22 protein-coding genes and 2 pseudogenes are annotated in these 26,005 nt (G+C 70.8%); 20 read left to right on the forward strand and 4 right to left on the reverse strand.

Annotation, left to right across the window (positions count from 1 at the left end; translation table 11 throughout):
* Nucleotides 1-242: 242 nt before the first annotated feature.
* The 4 genes and pseudogenes from ACIRF9_RS08950 to ACIRF9_RS08965 form a co-directional block, all read left to right on the forward strand.
* Nucleotides 243-3,083 carry an AAA family ATPase gene (locus ACIRF9_RS08950; RefSeq protein WP_403818431.1) on the forward strand — a complete coding sequence of 947 codons (2,841 nt, stop codon included), beginning with the start codon at nucleotides 243-245 and terminating at the stop codon, nucleotides 3,081-3,083.
* A 499-nt stretch (nucleotides 3,084-3,582) separates the two neighbouring features.
* Nucleotides 3,583-4,113: a hypothetical protein gene (locus ACIRF9_RS08955; RefSeq protein WP_403818432.1), complete on the forward strand. Its 531-nt coding sequence runs from the start codon at nucleotides 3,583-3,585 to the stop codon at nucleotides 4,111-4,113.
* On the forward strand, nucleotides 4,110-6,662 hold the full coding sequence (locus tag ACIRF9_RS08960) for a M48 family metallopeptidase (RefSeq protein ID WP_403818434.1): 2,553 nt from the start codon (nucleotides 4,110-4,112) through the stop codon (nucleotides 6,660-6,662). Before ACIRF9_RS08955 ends, ACIRF9_RS08960 begins: the two co-directional genes overlap by 4 nt.
* A 70-nt stretch (nucleotides 6,663-6,732) precedes the next feature.
* Nucleotides 6,733-6,927: pseudogene (locus ACIRF9_RS08965) on the forward strand (integrase); the annotation flags it as partial.
* Between the two features lie 141 nt (nucleotides 6,928-7,068).
* Here ACIRF9_RS08965 and ACIRF9_RS08970 read toward each other — a convergent pair.
* Nucleotides 7,069-7,899, reverse strand: coding sequence for a hypothetical protein (locus tag ACIRF9_RS08970; RefSeq protein ID WP_403818436.1), 831 nt, complete (start codon nucleotides 7,897-7,899; stop codon nucleotides 7,069-7,071).
* Between the two features lie 327 nt (nucleotides 7,900-8,226).
* Between ACIRF9_RS08970 and ACIRF9_RS08975 the strand changes: the two are divergent.
* The 7 genes and pseudogenes from ACIRF9_RS08975 to ACIRF9_RS09005 form a co-directional block, all read left to right on the forward strand.
* Nucleotides 8,227-8,799: pseudogene (locus ACIRF9_RS08975) on the forward strand (lipid II:glycine glycyltransferase FemX); the annotation flags it as partial.
* Between the two features lie 138 nt (nucleotides 8,800-8,937).
* Complete coding sequence (locus tag ACIRF9_RS08980; RefSeq protein ID WP_403819017.1) at nucleotides 8,938-9,294, forward strand: zinc ribbon domain-containing protein YjdM; 357 nt, start codon at nucleotides 8,938-8,940, stop codon at nucleotides 9,292-9,294.
* Nucleotides 9,295-9,925: 631 nt separating this feature from the next.
* Nucleotides 9,926-10,267, forward strand: a complete 342-nt coding sequence (locus tag ACIRF9_RS08985) for an ArsR/SmtB family transcription factor (RefSeq protein ID WP_403818438.1) — start codon at nucleotides 9,926-9,928, stop codon at nucleotides 10,265-10,267.
* Nucleotides 10,264-11,955 (forward strand): SulP family inorganic anion transporter, encoded by a 1,692-nt coding sequence (locus tag ACIRF9_RS08990; RefSeq protein ID WP_403818440.1) that lies wholly within the window; start codon nucleotides 10,264-10,266, stop codon nucleotides 11,953-11,955. Before ACIRF9_RS08985 ends, ACIRF9_RS08990 begins: the two co-directional genes overlap by 4 nt.
* A 55-nt stretch (nucleotides 11,956-12,010) precedes the next feature.
* The gene (locus ACIRF9_RS08995; RefSeq protein WP_403818442.1) at nucleotides 12,011-12,418 is read left to right on the forward strand and encodes a pyridoxamine 5'-phosphate oxidase family protein; all 408 of its coding nucleotides are present in this window, start codon (nucleotides 12,011-12,013) and stop codon (nucleotides 12,416-12,418) included.
* Nucleotides 12,418-12,843: an ATP-binding protein gene (locus tag ACIRF9_RS09000; protein ID WP_403818444.1), complete on the forward strand. Its 426-nt coding sequence runs from the start codon at nucleotides 12,418-12,420 to the stop codon at nucleotides 12,841-12,843. The genes ACIRF9_RS08995 and ACIRF9_RS09000 overlap by 1 nt, the downstream gene beginning before the upstream one ends.
* Before the next feature lie 66 nt (nucleotides 12,844-12,909).
* Nucleotides 12,910-13,323: an STAS domain-containing protein gene (locus tag ACIRF9_RS09005; protein ID WP_403818446.1), complete on the forward strand. Its 414-nt coding sequence runs from the start codon at nucleotides 12,910-12,912 to the stop codon at nucleotides 13,321-13,323.
* Between the two features lie 111 nt (nucleotides 13,324-13,434).
* Here the strand turns inward: ACIRF9_RS09005 and ACIRF9_RS09010 are convergent, their stop codons facing one another.
* Nucleotides 13,435-13,911 (reverse strand): 2-phosphosulfolactate phosphatase, encoded by a 477-nt coding sequence (locus ACIRF9_RS09010; protein ID WP_403818448.1) that lies wholly within the window; start codon nucleotides 13,909-13,911, stop codon nucleotides 13,435-13,437.
* 357 nt (nucleotides 13,912-14,268) lie between these two features.
* Between ACIRF9_RS09010 and ACIRF9_RS09015 the strand changes: the two genes are divergently transcribed.
* The 5 genes from ACIRF9_RS09015 to ACIRF9_RS09035 all read left to right on the forward strand — a co-directional run bounded on the left by ACIRF9_RS09015 (nucleotide 14,269) and on the right by ACIRF9_RS09035 (nucleotide 18,132).
* Nucleotides 14,269-14,619: an ArsR/SmtB family transcription factor gene (locus ACIRF9_RS09015; RefSeq protein WP_403818449.1), complete on the forward strand. Its 351-nt coding sequence runs from the start codon at nucleotides 14,269-14,271 to the stop codon at nucleotides 14,617-14,619.
* A 102-nt stretch (nucleotides 14,620-14,721) separates the two neighbouring features.
* The gene (locus ACIRF9_RS09020) at nucleotides 14,722-15,078 is read left to right on the forward strand and encodes a hypothetical protein (protein ID WP_403818451.1); all 357 of its coding nucleotides are present in this window, start codon (nucleotides 14,722-14,724) and stop codon (nucleotides 15,076-15,078) included.
* 98 nt (nucleotides 15,079-15,176) lie between these two features.
* Nucleotides 15,177-17,096 carry an ABC transporter ATP-binding protein gene (locus ACIRF9_RS09025; protein WP_403818453.1) on the forward strand — a complete coding sequence of 640 codons (1,920 nt, stop codon included), beginning with the start codon at nucleotides 15,177-15,179 and terminating at the stop codon, nucleotides 17,094-17,096.
* Between the two features lie 221 nt (nucleotides 17,097-17,317).
* The gene (gene panD / locus ACIRF9_RS09030) at nucleotides 17,318-17,737 is read left to right on the forward strand and encodes an aspartate 1-decarboxylase (RefSeq protein ID WP_403818454.1); all 420 of its coding nucleotides are present in this window, start codon (nucleotides 17,318-17,320) and stop codon (nucleotides 17,735-17,737) included.
* Nucleotides 17,738-17,784: 47 nt separating this feature from the next.
* Nucleotides 17,785-18,132: a GNAT family N-acetyltransferase gene (locus ACIRF9_RS09035; RefSeq protein WP_403818455.1), complete on the forward strand. Its 348-nt coding sequence runs from the start codon at nucleotides 17,785-17,787 to the stop codon at nucleotides 18,130-18,132.
* Between the two features lie 436 nt (nucleotides 18,133-18,568).
* Here the strand turns inward: ACIRF9_RS09035 and gndA are convergent, their stop codons facing one another.
* Nucleotides 18,569-20,008, reverse strand: a complete 1,440-nt coding sequence (gene gndA, locus ACIRF9_RS09040) for an NADP-dependent phosphogluconate dehydrogenase (protein ID WP_403818457.1) — start codon at nucleotides 20,006-20,008, stop codon at nucleotides 18,569-18,571.
* Between the two features lie 176 nt (nucleotides 20,009-20,184).
* Between gndA and ACIRF9_RS09045 the strand changes: the two genes are divergently transcribed.
* The gene (locus tag ACIRF9_RS09045) at nucleotides 20,185-21,345 is read left to right on the forward strand and encodes a transglycosylase family protein (RefSeq protein ID WP_403818459.1); all 1,161 of its coding nucleotides are present in this window, start codon (nucleotides 20,185-20,187) and stop codon (nucleotides 21,343-21,345) included.
* Here ACIRF9_RS09045 and ACIRF9_RS09050 read toward each other — a convergent pair.
* Nucleotides 21,335-22,468 (reverse strand): DMT family transporter, encoded by a 1,134-nt coding sequence (locus ACIRF9_RS09050; protein ID WP_403818460.1) that lies wholly within the window; start codon nucleotides 22,466-22,468, stop codon nucleotides 21,335-21,337. The two genes, ACIRF9_RS09045 and ACIRF9_RS09050, sit on opposite strands and share 11 nt — an antisense overlap.
* Nucleotides 22,469-22,695: 227 nt before the next feature.
* On the opposite strand from ACIRF9_RS09050, the gene ACIRF9_RS09055 reads away from it, so the two are divergent.
* From ACIRF9_RS09055 to glgC, 3 genes are read left to right on the forward strand one after another with little or no spacing between them, the layout of a single operon-like run.
* Nucleotides 22,696-23,445 (forward strand): (2Fe-2S)-binding protein, encoded by a 750-nt coding sequence (locus ACIRF9_RS09055; RefSeq protein ID WP_403818462.1) that lies wholly within the window; start codon nucleotides 22,696-22,698, stop codon nucleotides 23,443-23,445.
* Between the two features lie 38 nt (nucleotides 23,446-23,483).
* Nucleotides 23,484-24,656 (forward strand): glycogen synthase, encoded by a 1,173-nt coding sequence (glgA, locus tag ACIRF9_RS09060; protein ID WP_403818464.1) that lies wholly within the window; start codon nucleotides 23,484-23,486, stop codon nucleotides 24,654-24,656.
* Between the two features lie 54 nt (nucleotides 24,657-24,710).
* Nucleotides 24,711-25,931, forward strand: a complete 1,221-nt coding sequence (gene glgC / locus ACIRF9_RS09065; protein WP_403818465.1) for a glucose-1-phosphate adenylyltransferase — start codon at nucleotides 24,711-24,713, stop codon at nucleotides 25,929-25,931.
* The last annotated feature ends 74 nt before the right edge of the window (nucleotides 25,932-26,005 follow it).

Raw genomic sequence — 26,005 nt, forward strand, 5'->3', positions numbered from 1 at the left:
CGCCTGAATGGGTACCTACCAGCGGCTGGGGCGTCCTGAGGGGGTAGGCGCGGGTCTGCCAGGTCCCGCTGCCGCCCCGGTGCGGGGCTGTCTCGGTCGCGTGGGAAAGCCGGCGGCTCCGCAAGCATGCCGACGCGGCCGATGGGGAAGAGGGCACCCTGGTGATGTGCTGGAAGGCCGCGTTGGCTCAACGGGGGCACGGCCACTTCACAGACCGCAGCGCCGGGTTGATGGGGGGCGGGATGCACACCAGCCACCGTCTGTGGAACCGAGGTGCGACTGAGGCGGGAGCCGGTACGGCCGCACCCATGCCACTGGTCGGCAGGGAGCAGGAGTGCGGCTTGCTGAACAGCCTGCTGGCGGGGCTTCCCGATCGTGGTGCGGCGCTGTTGCTGCCCGGCGACCCGGGGATCGGCAAGAGCGCGCTGCTGGAGCACACCGCCCGGCGCAGTCACGCTCGGGTGCTGCAGGCCCGGGGTGTGGAATCAGAAGCGATCCTGCCGTATGCGGTACTCGCCGAGGTCCTGTTGCCGCTGCGTGAGCACTTCGTGGAACTGCCGGCACCTCAGCGGCGGGTGTTGGAGGCCTGCTTCGGCCTCTCCGAGGCTACCGGCCCGGACCCGTACGCGGTGTGTGCGGGTGCGCTCGGCGTACTGGCCGCCGCCGGCAAAGCGGAACCCCTGGTTGTGCTCGTGGACGATCTGCACTGGGCGGATCCGTCGTCCCGGCAGGTCCTGCATTTCGTGGCGCGACGCCTGGAGTCGGAGCCGGTCGCGCTGGTCATGGCAGCGAGGACCGGCTCGGACACCGAGACGGCATGGGAGGGCATACCACAGCTGCCCCTGTCCGGACTGGACGACGACGCGTGCGACGAACTGCTGCGACAGCGCGGCCTCGACCCCGGAGAACCCGAGTCAGCCCGGCTGGTGGAACTCAGCCTGGGAAACCCGCTGGTGCTGGTGGAGTACGCGGCGGTACTGCGGGACAGCAGGCACAGCGGGCCGGATTCGTGGGAGAAGACCTGGGAGACGCCCGGCCCCCTGGTGGAGCGAGCGTGGCGGGGAGCCCTCCAGGCGCTTCCCCCGGAGACTCGAGAGGCTCTGGCATATGTGGCCGCGAGTCGCTCGGGGGACATTCCCGTGCTGGAGCGGGCCTTCACCGCGGTCGATCTGCCGATGGCAGCCCTGACACCGGCCGAGACAGCGGGACTGGTACTCATGGATCCGGGGGGTGGCTACCGACTGCGCCATCCCGTGCTGCGGCCGTTGGTCCTGCGCGGGTGCGGGCCGGACCAGAGACTGCGGGTCTACCGAGCCCTGGCCGAGTCGTCGCCGGCCGGCCTGCGCGCCTGGTACCTCGCGGCCGTGGCCGACGGGCCCGACGAGGAGGTGGCGGGGGCCCTGGCCGCCGAGGCCGCGCAGGCGCGGCGGCTCGGGGCCCCGGGAAGCGCGGCCGAAGCCTGGTACCGGGCGGCCGAGTTGTCACCTGCGGCGCACGACCGGGCCGTACGTCTGCTCAAGGCCGCGTCGGACAGCTTCCACAGCAGTGCTCCCCGGGATGCCGTGCGGTGGTGCGAGCAGGCGCTGCGGTGGAGCCACGATCCCCTCCTGACTGCGGACATCGAACTCCTGCGCGGCCAGGCCTGTGCCTGGCTGGGAGACCCCGCGAAGGCGCATCAGCTGCTGGTGGCGGCTGCCGAGGCGGTCCGGACCACGGATCCGGCCCGGGCGGGTGCCCTTTACGGCGCGGCCACACTGCCCGCGGCGATGGCCGGGCGGGTAAGCCTGGCCGTGGAACTCGCCCAGAAATGTGCCGGACTCGCTGATACCGCGCGGGCCGACGACAGGGGAGCGGTCCAGCGACAGCGCCGTCCGGGAACCGTCCTGCTCGGGGCTGCCCAGGCGCTGGCCGGGCGGGTCCGGGAGGGCCGGGAGCTGCTGCTGCGAGAACGCGCGACGCTCCCCGAGGCCCGGACGCCCGAACTGCAGCAGCTGACAGTGCAGATAGGCGAGGCTCTGTCATGGGTGGATGAGGACACTGCCGCCAGGTCCGTCCTGAGCGATGCCGTCGACCGGATACGGCGCGACGGTTTACCCGGAATACTTCCGTATGCTCTCGCGGGCAGGTGCGAGGTCGAGAGCTGGAGACACTGGACGGCCGCTCGCGCGGATGGCGTCGAGGCCGTGCGCTGGGCGCGGGAGCTCGGGCAGACGGCAATGGGCGGCTACGCGCTGATCCTCTTGGCCCGCCTGGACGGACAGCGCGGCGACCGCGCGGGCTGCGAGGCCCACATCGCGGCATACCGGGGACACGGAGGCGGGCCTGGGGCACGCGGTCTGGAGGTCTTCGCACAGGGTGCCCTCGGATCGGCCGCTTTCACCGCAGGCGACCTGGACGACTGCGTACTCCACCAGGAACGGGCCTTCGCGCTGGCCCAGGAGACGGGTCTGGCCAACCCCAACATGCTGACCTTCGTCGCGGACCTGACGGAGGCGCAGGTCCGCAGAGGTCGGCATGACCGGGCGGCCGAACTGGTCGCTTGGTTGGACGAGCGTGCCCGGGCAACCGGACTGGCCTGGCCGGAGGCCGTTGCGGCGCGCTGCCGCGCCCTCCTGGCGACCCGGGCCGATGAGGCAGCGGAGTGGCTGGCGGTGGCGGACCGGGCCCACGCCCGCCGGGAAATGGTCTTCGAGCACGCCCGAACCCAACTGGTGCACGGCATGGTGATGCGGCGGCTACGTCGCCCGGCGGCGGCGAAGGCCCCGCTGCTCGCCGCGCACGCCGCCCTCACCACATTGGGCGCTCGTCCCTGGGCGGCCAGAGCCGAAGCCGAACTGGCGGCATGTGGACACCGCACGGCCGCGGAAGGCGTTCGCGCACCGGCGATCCACCTCCTGACGGCCCAGGAACTGCAGGTCGCACGGACCATCGCCCAAGGACTCAGCAACGTGGAGGCGGCGAGCGCCTTGTTCATCTCCCGCAAGACAGTAGAAGTGCACCTCACCCGGGTCTACCGCAAGCTCGGCATCCGTTCCCGCTCCGACCTGGCCCGCACCCTCACCCGCGCGGGATTGGTGGACTGAGGGAGTTCCCTGATGCGGCACGCGCAGGCGCGGCCTTCACTGGTGGCTGACCGAACCGTGCTCGAGTACCTGGGTCCGAAGCGGCCCGGCACTGTCTTCAGGGGGGCATAAAATTTCATACCTGTTGAATCCGAGTTTCGAGGCAAAAGACGCCCACTGGACTCGAATCAATCACCCCAATGCGACCAGCTTTCAATGGGGTTCTCCACATGTCGGCGCGATGTCCGGCGGCACCTACCTGGCGCTGACGTCCACGGTGCCCGGCGGTTCAGTGGGCCAGGACGTAGCCATACCCGGGCGACTGACGAGCATCTCGCGTTCTGAGGAGGGCCGGCGCGATGCGAGGTGCCGTGACTGTGCGCCGCCGGAACAGATGTTCACCAGAGCGGCCACGCACCCCGGACGTTCCTCGGAGCGTCCGGGTCCGGAAACGCGCGGTGCACCGCCGACAGGATTCCCACACCAATACAGAGGCAGACAGAGGGTTCAGGGGGTGCCCATGCCGAGGGACGAATCCGCAGCGACTCAGGCCCGGCTCCGGGTTCTGGCGTTGTCCGAGCAAGCGATCAAAGCTCTGGCTCCTGACGAGCTTCCCTACTTCGCCGAATGCGGCGAATCCTTCCTCCGTAATCCGAAACGCGCTCTTCGGCTCGCGCATCCCGATCGTGCCGCGGGTGGCGAAGACGTCGGCTTCGGAGCGGAGTTGGTCGAGGTCGTGACGCCTCTGGTGCTGGTCGCAGTGGCGGAGGTGGTGCTGCCTCCGGTTCAGGGGCTGCTGCGCTCCTGGGGATCCCGTGTGGCGGCCCGGCTCCGGAGGCTGCGGGGCCGGTCGGAGGCCGCGCCTGCGGAACCGGCCTCTCAGGCAGGGGACCCGGAAGAATTGACGCACGAGGACCTCGTCCGCGTCCGGGAGGCGGCGCTGGTGGTGGCCAGGCGGTTCCGGCCCGAGGAAGAAGCGCTGCTCTTCGCGGACGCACTGTACGGATCCCTGTGCGCGCCGCAGGTTCCCCCGGCCCAGCCGCCGGCATGAGCACGCAGTGGTCCAGCCAGGCGCCGTCACCGACGACGGCCCGAACGGCGCTGCTGGTCGCGGCGGTGGCGGCGTCCACCACGGGCACCCACAACCTGACCTACTACGGCATGGTGTCCCGGGACAACGCCTATCTGAGGCGCACCCAGGAATGCTCGGTCCGTGTCGCCGAAGCAAGCACCGCGGATGGCTTCGCCGCACGCCAGGCGGCGTGCATGGCTCCGTTCGACCGGGCCGTCGCGGGGTGGATCCTGGTGACCGGAGCGCTGCTGATACTGACCGCGGCCGGGTTGTACGCGGTGTACCCGCGGTGGCGCCTGTGGCGTGACGACGCCCGACCGCTCACCGGCCCGAAGCAGCCGGAACTCGACCGCGAACTGCACCAACTGGTGGCCCGGGCCGGCCTTCCGGTGTCGCCCGAGTTCCTCGGCGCACCGATCCCCACCGCGGACGCGATCACCTTCGGACGGGCGGGGCGTTACCGGATCCGGCTCAATTCCGGTCTGCGGCAGTTGCTGCACCGGGACCCCGGCAGGTTCCGCGCCGTGGTCCTCCACGAACTCGCCCATGTACGACACCGCGACGCGCATACTCACTACCTGGCGAAGGCCCTCTGGTGGGCCTTTGCCGTCACCGCTGTCCTTCCGGTCCCCCTGTCCCTGCTCACCACCGACCGCCAGTCCGGCTACGCCTGGCTCTGGCGGCTGGTGGCCCTGACCTTCCTGGTCCACATCGTGCGCACCTCACTCATCAGAGTCCGCGAGTACGAGGCCGACCGCACGGCATGCGACTGGCTCGGAGGACCGGACGATCTGATACGGGCTCTGCCCACCGCGCATCCGCCCGGCGCGACGGCACCGAACCGGTGGCGCACCCGCCTGCGCCGCCGGTTCGGCATGCACCCCGCACCCGAAAGACGCATCGCACGGCTCCTAGCCCCCGCCGCGGCCTGGCAGCTGGGCTTCTGGGAGAGCGTTGCCGCCGGCGCCACCGCGGCCCTGGCCGTCGAGGGGCTGAACTCCTTTCTCGTTCTGGCCTTCGGGAGCGCCGGTCCGGACCTGCTGCGGTGGGCGGCGTCGCTGGCTCCGGCGCTGTTCCTGAGCGCGCTGGTCGCCGCGGGAGCCTGGCGCGAGGCGGTTCTGTCGGCACCTGGCGCACTCCGCTCCTGGCCGACCACCGTGCGTGTCGGGGCCGGTCTCACCGCGGGACTGCTCGCCGGTTACCGGATGGCTCCCTCCGGCATCGGGGCCGATGTCGGGGGATGGGGCGGTGCGGGATCCCCCCTCGCCTGGCCGGTGCCGGCCACCGCACTGCTCGCCGTGGTCACTGCCGCTGTCGCCTGGATCAGCCTCGGTGCCCGCATCTGGCAGTCCGGCGGCGCTCCGTGGCGTGCGTGGAAGCCCGCTGCGCTCGCGCCGGCCGTGCCGTTGACGGTGGTCCTCACGTTCTGGCCGTTGCTCGCCGACTTCGGCGCCGACCTGAACGAGCCACTGGACCGCCTCGCCAGAGACGGATACGAACTTGCCTCAGGCGCGATGCCGGCCGGACCTTTCTGGTTCTACGTGCTGTTCGAGCATCCGATGGTGACCAGACTCGCTCTGTGGGGTCCCGCGCTGGCCGCGGTCGTCGTGCTCTGGCTCTTCCCGTTGAGCGCGCCCCGCGCCGGACGGCAGATCCTGGGCCATCGCACGGTGTTGGTGCTCCCTGTGGCCGCGGGCGTGCTGTTCGCCGGTGGATCTGCGGCAGCGCGGCTCCTGCTTCGCGCCGACGTCCCCGAGGAAACCCGGACGACGGATGGTTTCCTGTGGGCTTTCTCCCACTGGTCGCTCGTCGCTGCCGTCCTTCTGGCGGCAGTCGCGTCGCTGCCGGTACTGCGCGACTTTCGGCGGAAAGGCGCGCCTGCCCATTTCTCCGTTCCCGCAGCGCTCTTCAGCGGTGGGGCCGCTGCGCTGCTGAACGCAGTCGCGCTCATCGTCGTCAACAGCGGCTTCCGGTGCGTGGACGGGCTGAGGGCCGGTGCCGGCTGCACAGCGGGCGTCGAGGCCGGATGGGTGTTCGACACCACGATGAGGATCCTCGTGCTGGGCACCCTGGCCACCTGCGCAATGGTGCTGGCCGCCGCACCCATGATGCGGTGGAGTCGGCCGGTGGTCATACGCGGGGCACCGCCACGCCCCGCACGGATCACGGTGTCTCGCACCGTGCTGGGCGTCGGCCTGTGCTTCGTGTTGTACGGGATCGCGGGTGCCCCAGCCCCTGGCTACACGAACGACCCAACCGACGAACCCACGCACGCGACCGGCCAGGACTCCGCTCGCAAAGCGTGCGAACTGCAGGCCGCGCTGTTCGCCGCTCCGCCGGGCCCCACGGAGACCAACATGAAGCTTTTCGACTCCTTACGGCTGGCCACCGACAGCGGAGACGCCGAGCTGATGCACGCCATAGGCGACCTCACCACAGCAGGCATGGAGAACGAAGCCGCCGCATTCGGTGCGGCAATACAGCGGATCAGATCGGCCTGCGCGGTTCACGGCGTCGCGATCCCCTGAGGAGGATCGGGGACTGGAAACGAAGTACCCGACGCCGACGCCAACAGTGCACTTCTCGGAAGCTGATATCGAGCCGGAGTATGTTCGCCAGAGGGTGGTCCTTCCGGACCTGGCCCATGTGAAGCAGGCTCTGGCTGTCGCGGGTGACGACCTTGCGCTGGAGATCGTGATGATGGCGGGGTGCGGACTACGCAACGGCGAAGCCCGGGCCGTGAACATCAACAACGTGGTAGCGGACGACGTGTACCGGGTGCAGGAGCAGATTCTTTGTCCCTCGGCCGCAGCCGGCATGGACGCCTACGTCTCCGGGCCGCCGGACCCGTGAGCCCGCTCCGCGTGGCCCTCGCCTGCGGCTGGTGCCCTGGGCCTCTGCCTGCATCGCCCCCACGGAGGCAACTGTGTTCGCCTACTGCGGCCCGCCCGGCTGGTCCTTGGCCCACCACAGGAACGCGGCGGAGTGCTGCTGGTTGGCGAACCCTTCGCCGACCAGGGCACGCAGGAGGTCGTTGCTCCAGAGGATGAGCCGGCCGAGGGTCCAGTTCACCGACTCCGGCGCCGGCAGCTCCAGGCCGTAGACCATCTGCGCGATCTCCCGCTTGCCGCCCGCCTCCGTCGTGTACTTGAGGATCGACAGGAACCGCTCGGGCTCCATCACGCAGAGAACCCTCGTGAGGAGGGCTTCCTTGAAGCCGGTCATGGCGAACGGCTGGGCGCCGCTCAGGAGCTGTTGCAGCCGGTCCTCGACCGGGACGTCGTCGGGCCCGTACAGGAGGTACGCGATGGTCTTGCTCGTGGCCCGGCCGGCCGCGGTGTCGCCCATGGCGTTCCACGCGGAGTTGAACGTGGCCTGGTTGCCCGGGTGGGCTCCGATGTCGGAGTTGGCGAAGTCCTTGAGAAGCCTCGGATCGCTCGTCCGCAGTCCGTCAGGAGAGAAGATCTGCTGGTACTTCGCCCAGTAGGCCGCCACTTCAGGGTGGAAGCCGGGATGGGTGGCGAGGTATTGCTTCTTGAGCCGGGTCGCCCGTTCCCGCCACCGGGGCTCGACGTCTTCGGGCTTCGGGAAGCGGGCTTTGAGGTCGCTGAAGGAGCGGGGGAGATTCCCCTGAGGGGTGACGGCCGCCCGATGCTTCCACTCGAAGCCGCACCGGTGTCTGACGAGTTGGCGTCCGTCGTCGAGGGCACCCACCACCTCGATGTCCTCGTCGTCACTGCACAACGGACACATGACCACTGCCATGGCTACCCCCGGCTCCCGGCGTCGCTCGTACTTCAGTGCGAGCCCGTGCATATTCGCTCAAGGGCCGCATTCTTGCATTCGGCCCTGCCCGGCGAAGGACGTGGGGAGCCAGCCTCGGGTGGGGCCATGGACAGACGAAATCCTGTGTCCAGATGGTCCGAAGCCCCGCACATGCCGTTCCTGGCCTCCGAGTGGGAGGGAGCTCAGCGGCTGTTCGGCTCGTCAGCTGTCCGTGGGGTGCGCCAGGCCGAGGTCGAGGGCGGTTGCCAGGGTCGGGGTGAGGCCGGGTTCGTGGACGGCGGGCAGCAGGTTGCCCGGCTGGGCACACTGGGCCAGCCTGTGGTGGCCCGTCGCTGGAGTGCCGAGGCGGTCAAGTCCGCGATCGCCGGTCCGCAGGCTCGGCGGCTGCGGAACGTGCAGCCCATCGCGCGCGACCCCCGGGCCTTCGAGATCGCCGACCGGCTGCGCCGGATGGGCTGGCAGCAGACGGAGCCCGGCAGCGAGGACGGCTTCGCCGCCGGTCAGCCGCGCTACGTGTTCCAGGTGCCTTTCGCGGGACGGCCGTTGGAGGAGGTCCGGCGCGGCCTGAACCAGCAGTGGCGCCGCAACATCAAGAAGGCCGAGAAGGCCGGCGTCAAGGTCGTCCAGGGCGGCTACGAGGACCTGGCCGCCCCCTACGAGATCTACGTCAAAACTGCCGAGCGGGACCGGTACATCCCGCGGCCGCTGTGCTACTTCCAGCGCATGTGGACGGCGCTCGGAGCCGAGGACCCGGACCGCATGCGGCTCCACCTCGCCCGCCATGAGGGCGAGGTGCTCGCGGCGGCCACCATGCTGACCGTCGGTGAACACGTCTGGGCTGGCCCGGCGCGGTCTGTACACGCCCGGCTTCATGTCCGGACGACATGGATGCCCACAGAGCCGACGCCCGTCGAACTGGGCGACGGCGACGGCTGCCGTCGCCCTCTGGTTCGGGCGGGGGTTGCGGGGTGCTTCTCGCCCGGTTGGGGCAGGGATGGCGCCGGATACCCTGGCGAGGTGATCGATAACCTTCCTCCCTGTCCGAAGTGCTCCTGTGAGTACACCTACGAGATGAACGCCCTCGTGGTCTGCCCGGAGTGCGGCCACGAATGGGTGCCCGCCGAGGGCGCCCAGGATTCCGGTGCTCCCGCCGAGCGGGTTGTCAGAGATGCCGTCGGCAACGTTCTGCAGGACGGTGACTCCGTGGTCGTGGTCAAGGCGCTCAAGGTCAAGGGAAGCCCCTCCGGTATCAAGGCCGGCACCAAGGTGCGCGGCATCCGCCTCGTCGACGGGGTCGACGGACACGACATCGACTGCAGGATCGACGGCTTCGGGGCCATGCAGCTGAAGTCGAGTGTGGTCAAGAAGGCTTGACCTGGCCCGCGGGTAGGTTTGCAGGGCGTCAGCCGGATGGTGAATTGCCAATTTTCGCAATTGGTTAGATGCTGTCAGCCGTTCGCCGCCGGCCGGAGCCCCTGTCGTCGGCCGTCGTCGATGCAGGCAATGCCTTCGACGGCGGCCGACGTATGTCGGCGGTGGCAGAGCCGGCGGTCATGGTGACTGCACATGACCAGGCTTCGCTTTGTCATCGGGCGCGGACTCCCGTGCCCGTGCCCGGCGTGACCGGCGGCTGTCGACCCGGGACTTCGTCCCGCCGGGCTTCGTGCTCCCGGCTCGAGGTGGGGCTTTTCGTTGTATGGAAGCGTGCGGAGCGTCGCGGTGTTCATGGCTGCGGCTGTCGCGGGTGTCACCTGTGGCGGGCGGGGCGTGCCTGGACCAGTGACGGATGGCCCAGTGGGACGCGGAGCGGGAGCGGGCCGACAACCGGTGGGGCGGTCGGACCGACTGAGCAGCAGGTGGTCACAGGCGGTCACCATGGATGCTGAATTGCAAAATTCTGCAATTGGTTAGATGCTTTGTTTGCTGCGCCTGCAATGGTTGCCGCGGGCGCAGCACCTTCCGCGTGGCCCCGGGTGGGGTGCTGTCTCCAAGAAGTCGAGGGGTCGTGTCGGTTCCGCTGTACCAGGCCAAGGCCGAGTTCTTCCGGATGCTGGGGCATCCCGTGCGGATACGGGTGCTGGAACTTCTCCAGGACGGACCGATGCCGGTGCGGGACCTGCTGGCCGCCATCGAGGTGGAACCGTCCGGCCTGTCGCAGCAGCTCGCGGTCCTGCGCCGGTCCGGGATCGTCACCTCCACCCGTCAGGGCTCCACGGTGGTCTACGCACTGGCCGGCGGGGACGTAGCGGATCTGATGAAGGCCGCGCGCCGGATCCTGACCGAGATGCTCACCGGGCAGGGCGAGCTGCTGGCCGAGCTGCGGGAAGCGGAGGTCGTCGCGCGATGACCCCGAGGATCAGCCGGGCGTGGGCCCGGATCACGTTTCTGCTGCCCGGCCGGGCCGATCTGGCGGACGTGCGGCGCGACCCGCGCCGGGATCTGCTCGCGGGGCTGACCGTCGCGATCGTGGCGCTGCCGCTCGCGCTCGGTTTCGGGGTTTCCTCCGGGCTGGGTGCCGAGGCGGGGCTGGCCACCGCGGTTGTCGCGGGCGCGCTGGCCGCGGTCTTCGGCGGATCGAATCTGCAGGTGTCCGGGCCCACGGGGGCGATGACCGTCGTCCTGGTGCCGATCGTCGCCGAGTACGGGCCGACCGGGGTGCTGACCGTCGGACTGATGGCCGGCGTGATGCTGGTGACGCTGGCCGGGCTGCGGGCCGGGAAGTACATGCAGTACGTTCCCGCCCCCGTGGTCGAGGGCTTCACCCTCGGCATCGCCTGCGTCATCGGCTTGCAGCAGATCCCGAACGCCCTCGGCGTGCCCAGGCCCGAGGGCGACCGGATCCTGGTGGTCTCCTGGCGGGCGGTCGAGGAGTTCGCGAAGGCTCCGAACTGGACGGCCGTCGGCTTCGCGGTCGCCGTGGCCGTGGTCATGCTCGGCGGTGCCAGGTGGCGGCCGACGATCCCCTTCTCCCTCGTCGCGGTGATCGCCGCCACCCTCGTCGCCCAGCTCGCGGGCCTGGACGCGGCGAAGCCGATCGGCGACCTGCCGTCCGGCCTGCCCGCCCCTTCCCTTTCCTTCCTCGACCCGGGCGCGCTCGGCTCCCTGCTCGCCCCCGCCGTCGCGGTCGCCGCCCTCGCCGCCCTGGAGTCCCTGCTCTCGGCGTCGGTCGCCGACGGCATGACCGTCGGCCAGAAGCACGACCCCGACCGGGAGCTGTTCGGCCAGGGCCTGGCCAACATCGCCGCCCCGCTGTTCGGCGGCGTCCCCGCTACCGGCGCCATCGCCCGCACCGCCGTCAACGTCCGTACCGGCGCGACCTCCCGGCTCGCCGCGCTCACCCACGCCGCGATCCTCGCCGTCATCGTCTTCGCCGCCGCGCCCCTCGTCTCCAAGATCCCACTGGCCGCGCTGGCGGGTGTGCTGCTGGCCACCGCGATCCGCATGGTCGAGGTCGGCTCCCTGCGGGCCATGGCCGGGGCCACTCGCTCCGACGCGCTGATCCTCGTCCTCACCGCGGTCGCCACCCTGGCCCTGGACCTCGTCTACGCCGTCATCATCGGCCTGGCGGTGGCCGGCGCCCTGGCGCTGCGGGCGGTGGCCAAGCAGGCCCGCCTGGATCAGGTCCCCCTGGACCGCGGCGACCACAGCGCCGAGGAACACGCCCTGCTCGCGGAGCACATCGTGGCGTACCGCATCGACGGGCCGCTGTTCTTCGCCGCCGCTCACCGTTTCCTGCTGGAGCTGACCGAGGTCGCGGACGTCCGGGTGGTGATCCTGCGCCTGTCGCGGGTGTCGACGATGGATGCCACCGGTGCCCTCGTCCTGAAGGACGCGGTCGAGAAGCTGCAGCGGCGCGGCATCCTCGTCCTGGCCTCCGGCATTCGCGCCGGCCAGCGTCAGGTCCTGGACTCCGTCGGCGCGTTGGAGCTGCTCCGGCACGACGGGCGGGATCACGCCACCACGCCGGAGGCGATCCGCAGCGCTCGCGAGCACCTGGAGCTGGCCGGAGTCATGCCCACCGCCGGCGGACGATGATCCCGAACAGCACGAAGTCCACCGAGTCCACCGAATCCGTTGAGGAGCCTGCCCGATGACCCTTCCCTCCGCGGCCCTGCGCATGGTCGAGGTGTCCGGCGCGGAGGCGCTGTGGCTGGTGGAGGGCAGCAGCCTGGGCCGGCTGGTGTATGTGCAGCGGGAGCAGACCGTCGTACGGCCGGCCCGGCATGTGTGGGAGTACGGGCGTCTGATCGTCCGGGCGCCCGTCCAAGCGGCCGTCGTACCCGAGGCGGTGACGTATCAGGTGGAGGAGATCCGGGTCGTGACCGGCACCGGCTGGACGGTCACCGTGTCCGGCCCCGCCGAGGTGATCGGCGACCCGAACGAAGCCGCCCACTACCGGCGCACCCTGGCCGGCTGGAGCCATGGGCCGCACGACACCGTGCTGCGCATACACCCCAAGACCGTCACAGGCTTCCGCCTCGCCCGCGCGGAGAGCTGATGTCCGCCGGGCTCGAAGCACTGCCGCACCGGCATGTGCTCACAGTGCCCAGTGAGCCGTCCGCCGTCCGCGTGGCGAGGGAGACGGCCGAGCAGGCGCTGGTCCAGTGGGGAGTCGGCCTGCGTCATCCCACGGTGGATCCGGCGCTGCTGATCCTGAGCGAGCTGGTGACCAACAGTGTCCGGCATGCCGCAGTGCTCTCCCCACAGGTCACCGTGATCTACGCGGCGGGCGCGGACTGCCTGGTCCTCGGTGTGCACGACCGCCACCCCTATCAGCCTCCGCTCCACGGGTCGGCCGCCGGACCCGGCGCGAGCGGGCTCGGGACCGTCATGGAGTTCGTCATCGCTCTGGGTGGTACCGCGGTGGTCCGCGGTGACGCGGACGGCCGGGGCAAAAGCATCTGGATCACCCTCCCCCTCTGAGATCACTCTCCCCTCGGATCTGAGCGCAGACCCCACCACCCGACCCGCGCAAGGAAGTGCACCACGATGACCATCGACTGGCGCTACACCGTCCAGGACGATCTCGGCGTTCTCTCCGTCGCCGGACACCTTGGCCCCGACGCCGTGCGCCGCTTCAGCGGAGCCGTCGGCTGGGCCCTCGCGCGTGGCACCGGCCCGCTCATCGTCGACCTCACCGAGCTGCGCAGCTGGTCGGCCGAGGGACAGCGGGCCATCACCGACGCCGCTCGCCGCCTCGCCGAGGTGGGCCGCAGACTGGAGCTGGCGGCGATCCCCGCCGACGGCTCACTCGTCCCGGCCGGTGACTGCCCGTCCATCCCGGTGCACACGGACCTGTCCGCAGCTCTCGCCGCAAACCACAGCGGACAGAAGGCGGATCAGGGCGAGGAGCGCCAGGAGTGGCGCACCACGGGCTGGCCGACGGAGGACGCCGGCCCCTGACGTTGCCGGGTCATCCGCGGGCGAAGGCGCCGTCGCCGTCCCGTACCGGTACGAGCGCGCAGGCGTCCTCCTGTGTGGCGATGGCGATGTCCTCCGCGAAGCCCAGCGCCGTCAGCTCGCGGCCCGAGGCACCGGCGGTGACCGCGTGGCGAGATCGGCCGTGCCGTCGTAGGCGGCCCTCGCGGCGGCGGCCTCGACGGAGAGCGGGACCGCGCCCTGCGCGTGCAGGTCGCTGATGAGGGCGCCGGCACCGAGGAGGTCCTCGACGGCGGGGCGCAGCCGGCCGTCCGGCCACTGTTCTCCTGCGGCGATGACGGCGACCGGGTGCGCGGGGGAGCCGTAGCCACGCTCGGTGAGCCAGCTGCCGACGGCGGTGATGTTGCGCAGGCACGCGGCGACCAGCGGCACCCTGCGCGGGGTGGCGACCGTGATGGACGCGCCGTTCGGCGAGGGCAGCACCAGACGGGCCACGAACGGAGCGGTGCGCAAGTGCGCAGGCGAGAGCGACCACGGGGTGTCGGGCGTGACGGCATGGCGTCCGGCGGCCAGCCGGGCGCCCGACTGGCGGGCGAATGCCTCGGCGGCCATTGCCGCGCCGGCATGCTCGATGTCACCGGCGCCCGAGGCCGGCCACCAGAAGGGAAGGACGCGGATGCCCTTCTCGGTGGCGACGCGGCTGCCGTGTGCGGATCAGCCGCGGTCGTTCTGCGCGTGCTGGTGGGTGGCGCCCTCATGTAAACCTCCCTCACGTAGCCTAGGTAATTGCTAATGTTGGCAATTACTGAGTTCATCACCGCTGGAATCGGTGGTCCGGTATCTCGGCGCGGATTCGGTGTGACCGGCTCCGCGGGTGAGGATGGGCCGCATGTGTGTGACGAGTGGGTGGATGCGATGCGCCGAGGTCCGGCCGGCGGTGCTGTGTTGCTGCGGGGAAGGGAGGGCCCGGTGAGTACGCCGCTGTACCAACTGAAGGCCGAGTTCTTCAAGACGCTCGGGCATCCGGCCCGCATCCGGGTCCTGGAACTCCTCAGCGAGCGCGAGCACGCCGTCGCGGAGATGCTGCCCGAGGTGGGCATCGAGCCCGCACACCTCTCCCAGCAACTGGCGGTGCTGCGGCGGGCGAACCTGGTGGTGACCCGCAGAGAGGGTTCCACGGTGTACTACTCGCTGACCAGCCCGCATGTCGCAGAGCTCCTGCGGGTGGCCCGCACGATCCTGTCCGGTGTGCTGACCGGCCAGGCCGAGCTGCTCGCCGACCTCCAGGCCGCCCGGACCCAGGCCGAACCGCCGTCGTGACGACGGCCCGCATCCGACGGCCGTCTCCCGTGAACTGGACAGCAGATGCGGATCGGGAGGCGGCCGTCCCCTCACCCGTACGAGGAGAGGTTCACGGGGCTGTTGCGCAAGGTCCGTGAAACGGGGCGGGTGGCCGAGCGCGCTCCGCCGCGCCCGGCGGGCGACGTGCCGGAGAAGGCGCGGGAGCTGGGCGGTTCGGCGCAGGTGTGGTGTGTGGACGCGGGCTTCTGCAACGCCTGCGAGATCAAGATCGCGGCGGCCTTCAACCCGGAGCTCGCCGGTGGCTACGGCGTCGAGGGCGCGGTCTCCGATGTCGTACCGGTGGATCTGGCGGTGCCCGGGTGTGGCTGCACGGGCGGAAGTGGGTGGACAGCCGCCTTCCCCGGGGTGGACGCGCTCGCGGGTCTGTTCATGGCGGTCGTAGTGCTCATCACTGGAGAACCCTGCTGCTTCCGCTGAACGCGTTGATGTCTGTTAGTCACCCGTCCGCGGTAAATGCCTGGACTGAGGGCCTTCCTTGACGGGAAACTTCCGACTTCCGAACCTCCGGGAGTGTGATGGGGACAACAGATACGCAAGGGCCGACGCCGGGCAGGAGCGCGGTCGTTCTGGCACTGCGCCGCTACGGCCGGGAACTGTTGCGACTACGACGGCTGGCCCTGCCCGCGCTGCTGCTGCCGGCCCTGGGCAATATCGGCACCCGCTACGTCGCGCCCCTGCTGATCGCCAAACTGGCGGGACAGGCCGCCGACGACGGTGGTCTCACTCTCGCCTCGGCGCTGCCGTACGTGCTGGGCTTCGGGGTGACGCTGCTGCTCGCCGAGGCCGTGTGGCGGGTCGGGCAGCACTGCCTGAACCGCGTGGACGCCCTTGGCATGGAACACCTGTACGTGAGCGGCATGGATGAACTCCTCGCCAAGGACGCGGCATTCTTCCACGACAACTTCGCCGGCTCCCTGACCAAACGGGTGCTGAGCTTCGGCAAGCGCTTCGAGGACTTCGTCGACACGGTGACGTACCGGATCGTGGGCAGTCTCGTCCCCCTGGTGTTCGGTGCCGTGGTGCTGTGGAGCTACGAACCGATGCTCGTCGCCGGCCTTCTGGTGATGATCGCGCTGACCGTGGCAGCCGCGACACCTCTGATCCGTCGTCGGCAGAGGCTCGTCAACGACCGTGAGGCGGCGATCGCCCGGGTCTCCGGCCATGTCGCCGACAGCCTCATGAATATGGAGACCATCCGGGCGTTCGCAGCCGAGCGGCGGGAGGCCGACGAACACCGCAACCGTGTCGCGCACTCCCGGCGCCTGACGCTGAGGTCGTGGGACTACGGCAATCTGCGCGTCGACACCCTGATCGCCCCCATGTCCGTGCTGACCAACGTGCTGGGTCTGTTGGTCGCCATCGCCTTCGGTGGTCCGGGCCAGGGAGTGGAGGAGGTCGTCGTCGCTTTCACCTACTACTCCAACGCGACGCAGATCATGTTCGAGTTCAACCAGATCTACCGGCGTCTGGAAAGCTCGATGACCGAGGCCGCGCAGTTCACCGAGCTGCTGCTGGAGCCGCCCACCGTGCTCGACCCGACGGGACCCGAACCGCTCGCACCGCGGGACACCGGCATCCGCTTCGAGGCGGTGACCTTCGCTCACGCGGGCGCGAAGCCGATTTTCCAGGGACTCGACCTGGACGTGCCCGCAGGCGCACGGATCGGTCTGGTCGGCAGGTCCGGCGGCGGCAAGACCACACTCACCCGGCTCCTGCTGCGGATGTCGGACATCGTCGACGGACGCATCCTGATCGGCGGGCAGGACATCAGCCGGCTGCGCCAGACCGACCTGCGCTCACTGATCGCCTACGTCCCGCAGGAACCCGCCATGTTCCACCGCAGCCTGCGGGACAACATCGCCTTCGCCCGGCCCGGCGCCACCGACGAGGAGATCCACGCCGCGGCCGCGGCCGCGCACGTCACGGAGTTCGCCGACCAACTCCCCGACGGTTTCGGCACTCTGGTGGGGGAGCGGGGGGTGAAACTCTCGGGCGGCCAGCGCCAGCGCGTCGCCCTCGCCAGGGCCATCCTGCGCGACGCCCCGATCCTGCTGCTCGACGAGGCGACCAGCGCGCTGGACTCGGAGAGCGAGCTCCTCGTCCAGGACGCCCTGTGGCGGTTGATGGACGGACGTACGGCCCTCGTGGTCGCCCACCGTCTGAGCACCGTCGCCGGCATGGACCGTCTCGTCGTCCTCGACCGCGGAAGCGTCGTCGAGCAGGGCCCCCACGCGGAGCTGCTCGCGGCGAACGGTGCCTATGCCAAGCTGTGGCAGCACCAGTCGGGCGGCTTCCTCGGCGAGAGCACCGAGTCGGCCCTCGACCGCCCGGTCCCAGGAGCCGGTTCCAGCGGGCTGCCCGGGCCGGCCGACCCGTTGCCGGACGGGGACCGCAGGAAGTCGTCGCACGCTCGTACGAGCACTGGGTCCACATGACCGCTGGCTGTCCTCCCGCGGCATCAGGCACCGCCTCGCCCGCAAGGGCATCGAGTTCCCGGGCAACGACTCGTCCTGGGCCTTTCACGCACCTGATGAGCCGTCAGGTAAGAGGAGAGCGATGTTTCTCACAGTCATCGGGTCCCAGTGCGCCGTTGTAGAGTGAAGAACGCCTTTGACCTGCAGAAAGCAGGCAGGGAGCCGTCTTCCAGGAGTCCAAAGTGCTGCGTACTCTGTTCAAGTCCAAGATCCATCGCGCCACCGTCACCCAGGCCGACCTGCACTACGTCGGATCCGTGACCATCGATGCCGATCTGCTGGACGCCGCCGACCTGCTGCCCGGCGAGCTGGTCCACATCGTCGACATCACCAACGGGGCGCGGCTGGAGACGTACGTCATCGAGGGCGAGCGCGGCTCGGGGGTCGTCGGGATCAATGGTGCCGCCGCCCATCTCGTGCATCCCGGCGATCTGGTGATCATCATCAGTTACGCTCAGGTCACCGACGCCGAGGCGAGGGCGCTGAAGCCACGGGTCGTGCACGTGGACGGCGACAACCGGATCGTGGCCCTGGGGGCCGACGCCTCGGAGCCGGTACCGGGCTCCGACCAGCGGCGCAGCCCGCAGGCGGTGTCCGCCTGAGTGAGGCGTCGGCCGTACCGTCCGTACGCATCGCACCGGGAGTGCCCATGAGCGACATCGAGATCCGCGACGACCGGGCGGCGGGCCGCCTCGAAGCCGTCGGCGACGGCGGCGAGGTCGTGGGCCGCATCGAGTACTTCGTGCTGGAGTCGCCCGCCCGGGCCCTCGTCCCGGTGCACACCATCGTCGAGCCGGCCCACGAGGGCAAGGGCATAGCGGGCTCCCTGGCGCGCGAGCTGTACGTCACGGCCGCGCGCGAGGGCGTCCCGGTCGCCCCGCTCTGCCCGTACGTCGTGAAGTGGGCCGCCCGCCACCCCGAGGAGGCCCCGGCGGCCGACCCCGAGCTGCTGACCGCCGCCAAGGACTGGCTGCGGGCGCACCCCGGCCGGTTCTGACCACCGGCCGGGCCCACCCGGGTGAGTGGCCAGGGCGGCGCCGGGTACGCGGGGAGTAGTCCAGAGCCAAGCCACGCGACTGGCCGGAGGACACGATGACCACCCCACCCCCCGATCCCGCCCCGCCGCCGGGCCCACCGGACCCGTACCCCAGCCCGGTACCCGGCCCCGAGCCCTCACCGGCCCCCCAGCCACCTCCCATCCCGGGCCCCCCGCCCGAGCCCTCCCCGTCCCCGATCCCTCCAGGCCCGGAACCCGTCCCCAACCCGGAACCGGGCCCACCCCTGACGTAATGACCGGTGAGCGGTGCCTCAAAGACACCGCCCACCCTGACGGGGCGCGGGACTCTGTCGATTTGCGGCTCCGCCGCGTGGGCGCGACCAGCTCCCACACACCCGCACTCGCCGAACCGGAGATCCACCCTCCTCAGTGGGCGTTACGCCGAAACCTCCGACCGATCCCCACCCCACAACGTGTGGAACGCCCCCTCCCGGTCCACCCTCCGATACGTGTGCGCCCCGAAGAAGTCCCGCTGCCCCTGCGTGAGCGCCGCAGGCAGCCGCTCGGCACGCAACGCGTCGTAATACGCCAGCGCCGCGGCGAACCCGGGCGTGGGCACACCCTGACGCGTCGCGGACACCAGCACCTCACGCCAGTCGTCCTGCGCCGCCGCGATCTCGGAGGCGAACGTCTCGTCCGACAGCAGGCTCGGCAGATCCGCCCGCGCGTCGTACGCCGCGCGGATCCGGTCCAGGAAGGCCGCCCGGATGATGCAGCCGCCGCGCCAGATCGCGGAGACGGCACCGAGGTCGATGTCCCAGCCGTACTCCTCGCTGCCCGCGGCGATCTCGTGGAAGCCCTGTGTGTACGACACGATCTTCGACGCGTACAGCGCCTGCTCCACGCGGTCGGCGAAGGCCGCCGCCTCCGCCTCGCCCAGCGGGGCCGCCTTCGGCCCGGCCAGCCCGCGCGACGCGTCCCGCAGCGCCGCGTGGCCGGACAGCGAGCGGGCGAAGACCGCCTCCGCGATGCCCGACACCGGTACGCCCAGATCGAGGGCGATCTGGACGGTCCAGCGGCCCGTGCCCTTCTGTTCGGCCTCGTCCACGACCACGTCCACGAACGGCTCGCCGGTCGCCGCGTCCACGTGGGACAGCACCTCGGCCGTGATCTCGATCAGGTAGGAGTCGAGCCGGCCCGTGTTCCACGTGCGGAAGATCTCCGCGATCTGCGCCGGCGCGTACCCGGCGACATCGCGCAGCAGCTGGTACGCCTCGCCGATCAGCTGCATGTCGGCGTACTCGATGCCGTTGTGGACCATCTTCACGAAGTGCCCGGCGCCGTCCGGCCCGACGTGCGTCACACAGGGCGCGCCGTCCGCCGCCTTCGCGGAGATCCTCTCCAGCATGGGGCCGAGCGAGTCGTACGACTCCTTCGAACCGCCCGGCATGATGCTCGGTCCGTGCAGCGCGCCCTCCTCGCCGCCGGAGATGCCCGTGCCGACGAAGTGGATGCCCTGCTCGCGCAGTTCGCGCTCGCGGCGCCGGGTGTCCGCGAAGTGCGCGTTGCCGCCGTCGATGATCATGTCGCCGGGTTCGAGGAGCGGGGCGAACTCCTGGATGACGGCGTCGGTCGGCTCACCGGCCTTCACCATGATGACCAGGCGGCGGGGCCGCTCCAGCGCCGCCACGAAGTCCTTGGCGGTCTCCGCCGCCACGAACGCGCCCTCGTGCCCGAACTCCTCCACCAGCGCGTGGGTCCGCGCCACCGTCCGGTTGTGCAGCGCCACCGTGTAACCGTTGCGCGCGAAGTTGCGGGCGAGGTTGCGGCCCATGACCGCGAGTCCCGTCACGCCGATCTGCGCTGTAGTGCTCATAAAGCTGGCTCCTAGAAGTGGTGCCCGTCTGTTTCGTTGCTGTTGTTTCCCGCAGGGCCATCCTGACGGGTTTTCCGGTGTTCGTGGGGGAGCCGGAGCGGCTGATTGCCGTCTTGTCACGGGCTGTGAGCGGACCTTACTTTGGCCCCTTCCGACGCATGTCGAGGGGGATCTCCATGGCCGTACGCGGCCGGCACCGCCGGTACCAGCCGAACAGGATCAACCGGGCCTCACTCACGGTCACCGCGGGCGGCGCCGGCATGGCGATACCGCTCATCGGCACCGGCGTCGCCCACGCCGCCGACGTGGACACGTGGAACAAGGTCGCCGCGTGCGAGTCCAGCAACAACTGGCACATCAACACCGGCAACGGCTTCTACGGCGGACTGCAGTTCACCCAGTCGACCTGGGAGGCGTACGGCGGCAAGCGGTACGCGCAGCGCGCGGACCTGGCCACCAAGGACCAGCAGATCGCCGTCGCGGAGAAGGTCCTGGATGGTCAGGGGCCCGGCGCCTGGCCGGTGTGCTCGGTGCGGGCCGGACTGTCCCGGGGCGGCGACAGCCCCGACATCCACCCGAGCGGTACGTCGGACGGCGGCTCCGGCGGTACCTCCAAGGCCGGGAAGACGTCGCTGAAGGACGTACAGCCGCAGTCCACGCCCCAGTCCCGGGCCGGCACGGCTCAGATGTACACCGTCGTCCGCGGCGACACCCTCTCCGAGATCGCCGACACCCAGGAGGTCAAGGGCGGCTGGCGACGGCTCTACGCCGCCAACCGGACCACCATCGGCGCCGATCCCGACCTGATCCTGCCGGGTCAGCGGCTGAAACTGCGCGCCGCGGGCGGCACCTCCACGACCACGACGAGCCCCGGCACCTCCAAGCCGCGGACCGAGAACGACTCCGACGCCGACGACAAGGCGCAGACCGGCCATTCCCTCGTCGCGCCGGTCGCCGCGGCCACCGGAACGCCGTACCACGCGACCGGCTCCTCCTGGTCGAAGGGCTACCACACCGGCGTTGACTTCCCCGTGCCCACCGGGACCTCCGTGAAGGCGGTCGCGTCGGGCACGGTGGTCAGCGCGGGCTGGGGCGGATCCTTCGGCTACCAGGTGGTCATCAGACACGCCGACGGCCGCTACACCCAGTACGCCCACCTGTCCGCGATCTCCGTGCGGGACGGGCAGTCGGTGGGCGGCGGCCAGCGCATCGGGCGTTCCGGCTCCACGGGCAACAGCACGGGCCCGCATCTGCACTTCGAGGTGCGGACGGGACCCGGCTTCGGATCGGACGTCGACCCGCTGGCGTACCTGCGGGCCGGCGGCGTCAGGATTTGACCCGCACCCGGTGCCGGTCGACGGCCGGCACCGGGATGTAGGCGGCGCTGTAGAGCGGGTTGTGGAAGAAGACCGGCGGCACGTCCCGCAGCTCCGCCGGGTCCTCTTCCGAGGAGGGTTCCCCGGCCTGGGCCGGTACCAGCGCCCGGGCCGGCACGAGCAGCTCCTCCTCGAGGGCCTCTTCCTGCCGCGGCGGCGTGACCGGCTGCCGCAGCACCTCCTTGGGCAACTCCTCGGCGGCCGGCGTCAGTGCCGGTTCGGCCTGCGCAGGCGGAAGCCCGGCCACAGCGGATCCGCCTTGAAGACGCTCGGTGGTCAGCAGGATCAGACCGCCCGCAGCCACCACACCACAGCTCAGCGCGAGCACGGTGCCCGTGGTGCCGTAGCGGAACGTCTCGCCGAACATCGTGATGCCGACCGCGGCCGCCACCACCGGGTTGACCACGGTCAGCGTGGCCAGCGGGGCCGCGAGGCCCGCGCCGCGGTAGGCGGCCTGCGACAGCAGCATGCCGGCCGTGGCCAGCACACCGATCACAGCCAGGGAGGGCACGTCGGCCGTGGAGACGCCGTCGGTCCAGTCGACCGCGACGGTCTTGGTGAACACCGACGACATGCCGAAGGCGATGCCCGACGCCGTCGCCAGCAGCATGCTGCGCACCGCCGGGTGCCGGTGCGCGGTCCGCGCGGCGACCATCAGCGCCACCACCGCACCGGCGGTGACCACGGCCACGCTCACCCGCTGCGGGGTGCTCAGCGACTGCGCGTCGGAGGCGCCGACCAGGGCCAGCAGACCCGCCAGACCCACCGTCGCCATGATCGCGCCCCGCCAGGCCGCCGCCCCGGCCCTGCGGCCGACGAACAGCGCGGCCATGGGCAACGCGAACACGATGGTCAGCGCGCCCAGCGGCTGCACCAGACTCAGCGGACCGTAGGCGAGCGCCACCACGTGCAGCAGTCCACCGAGGCCGTTCAGCGCGACCGCCGCCCACCAGCCCGGGCGGCGCAGCGGCGCGTATTCCTCACTGGGGGAGGACACCGCGACCTGCTCCTGCACGATCGCACCGGACGCGTACGCGACGGCGGAGATCAGCGACAGGACCACGGACAACGCGAGGGCGCTCATGAGCTGCTCCTCTGCGTGAGGCCGGGGCTCGGGGCCCGGCGCGGCGAACGGTCGGCTTCCATAACCAACACGATGCCTTGTCGATCTGTTCCCGTCGTCGTACCTGAGCACGCAATGCGTCCTACTGCCGATGGAGTACGACGGACCCACGGTCCTCCCTCAGACGGGTGACGTGTAGGGGATCCCCCTGATCACCCCTCCGAATCCCCTTGGTACTACTGCACGTCGTGGACCTCGACCCCGAACTCGCCGCGCTGCGCCCGCTCGGCGGCTTCTTCCTCCTACGCGTCGCCGGAGAGCCGCCGCGGCCCCTGCCGACCCTCGCGCAGACCTACGCACACCTGTCATCGGACGTTCACGGAGATCCGCTGACCTTCCGCGTCCGGAAAGTGGCCCGGGCACTGCGGGCCCCCGAGGAGCGGATCGGGGCCTCCGTGGCCCAGCAGGGACTCGCGGCCCGGCTGTGGTCGGCCGCGCTGGGCTGTGCCGTCCTGTACGGCGGTCTGCCCGACCTGGACCCGCGGCTGCTGCGCTGGGACCCGGACGGGAGCGCCCCCGACGACCTGTGGCTGACCGAGGTCAGGGCCCTGCCCGGCGACGCGGCGACCCTCGCCGCGACCGTCCTGGACGGTCACCTCGAACCCCTGTCGGCGGCCCTGCGCGCCCGCCACCCCGTCGCCCCGGGCCTGCTGCGGGGCAACGCCGCCTCCGCCCTGGCGGGAGCCGCCCGGCAGCTGGAGCGGTGGGCGCACGCGCACCGGCGCCCCGAGGCCGCCGCACGCGCGCGTGCCCTCACCGCCGAACTCCTCGCCCACCCCCTCCTCGCGGACACCGGCACCCGCACCGACACCCCCGCCGGCACCGCCTTCCGCCGGCGCAGCTGCTGCCTCTACTACCGGGTGCCCGGCGGGGGCGTCTGCGGTGACTGTTGCTTCACACGACCCCCGCGCTCTTCCCCGCACGCCCCGTCTGGGTGACCATGAAGGAACAAGCCGCTGAGAATGGGGGGTTCCGGGTGCGAGTGGGACTGCTGACCCGGGAGTACCCCCCGGACGTGTACGGCGGTGCGGGCGTCCATGTCGAGTTCCTCGCCCGGGAGTTGCGCCGGCTCGTCGACCTCGACGTGCACTGCTGGGGCGAGAGCTCCCTGAGGGAACGGGCGGAGGGCGTCCAGCGCCACCGCCCCTGGTCCGCCCTGGACGGCTCCAACGACGCGCTGCGCACCTTCTCCGTGGACCTCGCCATGGCCGCCGCCCTCGAAGGCCGCGAACTCGTCCACTCGCACACCTGGTACGCCAATCTCGCCGGCCACCTCGCCCAGCAGCTGCACGGCGTCCCGCACGTGGTGACCGCGCACTCGCTGGAGCCCCTGCGCCCCTGGAAGGCCGAGCAACTCGGCGGCGGCTACGCCCTGTCGAGCTGGGCCGAGCGGACCGCCGTGGAGGCCGCCGACGCGGTGATCGCCGTCTCCGGCGCGATGCGCGAGGACATCCTCACCTGCTACCCGGCGCTCGCCCCGGACCGCGTGCACGTCGTGCACAACGGCATCGACACCAGCCTGTACCGGCCCGACCACGGCACCGACGCCCTCGACCGCATCGGCCTCGACCCGGACCGCCCGTTCGTGCTGTTCGTCGGCCGGATCACCCGCCAGAAGGGCGTGCCCCATCTGCTGCGCGCCGTCCGGGACATCGACCCGGCGGCCCAGGTCGTGCTGTGCGCGGGAGCCCCCGACACCCCGGAGATAGACCAGGAGTTCCGCGACCTGTTCGCCGAGCTCAGCCGCGCCCGGGACGGCGTGCACTGGATCCCGCGCATGCTGCCGCGTCCCGAGGTGATCCAACTCCTCACGCACGCGGCCGTGTTCGTCTGCCCGTCGGTGTACGAACCCCTCGGCATCGTCAACCTGGAGGCGATGGCCTGCGGCACTCCCGTCGTGGCCTCCCGGGTCGGCGGGATCCCGGAGGTCGTGGAGGACGGGGTGACCGGACTCCTCGTCCCCGTGGACTTTGGCGGCGACGCCTTCGAGGCGGGCCTGGCCCGTGCGCTGGACTCGGTCCTCGGCGATCCGGAGGCCGGGCGCCGTATGGGCGAGGCCGGACGGGCACGTGCGGTGGACGAGTTCGGCTGGGACGCGGTGGCCCGGCGGACGGTCCGGCTGTACGAGGAGATCCTCAAACAGGCGTAGCGTGCCCCGCAGCGGGGCAAGCATGGGTTCCATACCAGGGTGAGGGGAGCGGCCATGCGGCGTGGCGGACCTTCGGTGCTCGGCATCGTACTCGCGGGCGGTGAGGGCAAGCGCCTGATGCCCCTGACCGCGGACCGCGCCAAACCAGCGGTCACCTTCGGCGGGACCTACCGGCTCGTCGACTTCGTCCTGTCCAACCTCGTCAACGCCGACGTCCTGCGCATCTGCGTGCTGACCCAGTACAAGTCGCACTCGCTGGACCGGCACATCACCACCACCTGGCGGATGTCCAGCCTGCTCGGCAACTACGTCACCCCCGTCCCCGCCCAGCAGCGGCTCGGCAAGCGCTGGTACCTGGGCAGCGCCGACGCCATCCTGCAGTCGCTGAACCTGGTCTACGACGAACGGCCCGAGTACGTGGCCGTGTTCGGCGCCGACCACGTCTACCGCATGGACCCGCGGCAGATGCTCACCCAGCACATCGACAGCGGAGCGGGGGTCACGGTGGCCGGGATCCGCGTCCCGCGAGCCGAGTCCTCCTCCTTCGGCGTGATCACCCCGGGCTCGGACGGCCAGACGATCGAGCGCTTCCTGGAGAAGCCCGCCGACCCGCCCGGGCTCGTGGACGACCCGGAGACGGTGTTCGCCTCCATGGGCAACTACCTCTTCACCACCAAGGCCCTCATCGAGGCACTCCAGCGGGACGCCGAGGACGAGGACTCCGTGCACGACATGGGCGGCTCGATCCTGCCCCAGCTCACCGAGCGCGGCGAGGCCCACCTGTACGACTTCAACGACAACCACGTCCCCGGCGAGACCACCCGCGACCAGGGCTACTGGCGGGACGTCGGCACGCTCGACGCGTACTACGACGCCCACATGGACCTGATCGCCGAGCGCCCCGCCTTCAACCTGTTCAACCGCAACTGGCCCATCTACACCCACTCCAACCAGCTCTCCCCGGCCCGCTTCAACGCCGGCGGCATGGCCAGCGAGTCGATCATCAGTGCGGGATGCCTCATCCGCGGGCAGGTCACCCGGTCCGTGCTGTCGCCGGGCGTCAGAGTCGACCCCGGAGCGGTCGTGCAGGGCTCGATCCTCCACGACAACGTCCACATCGGCCGGGGCGCGGTGGTGCGCGGAGCGGTCCTGGACAAGAACGTCGAGGTACCGCCGGGCGCCACGATCGGCGTCAACCCGGACCGCGACGGGGAGCTGTACACCGTCTCGGAGGGCGGGGTGATCGCCCTCGGGAAGGGGCAGCAGGTGTCATGAACTTAATCGGCTGTTAACTGCGTGTAGCACGGCGGTGCTTGACCGTAATCACCTCGAAGAGGTTGACTGCTTCC

The organism is Streptomyces sp. NPDC096132 (assembly GCF_044763345.1).
Lineage (GTDB): Bacteria > Actinomycetota > Actinomycetes > Streptomycetales > Streptomycetaceae > Streptomyces.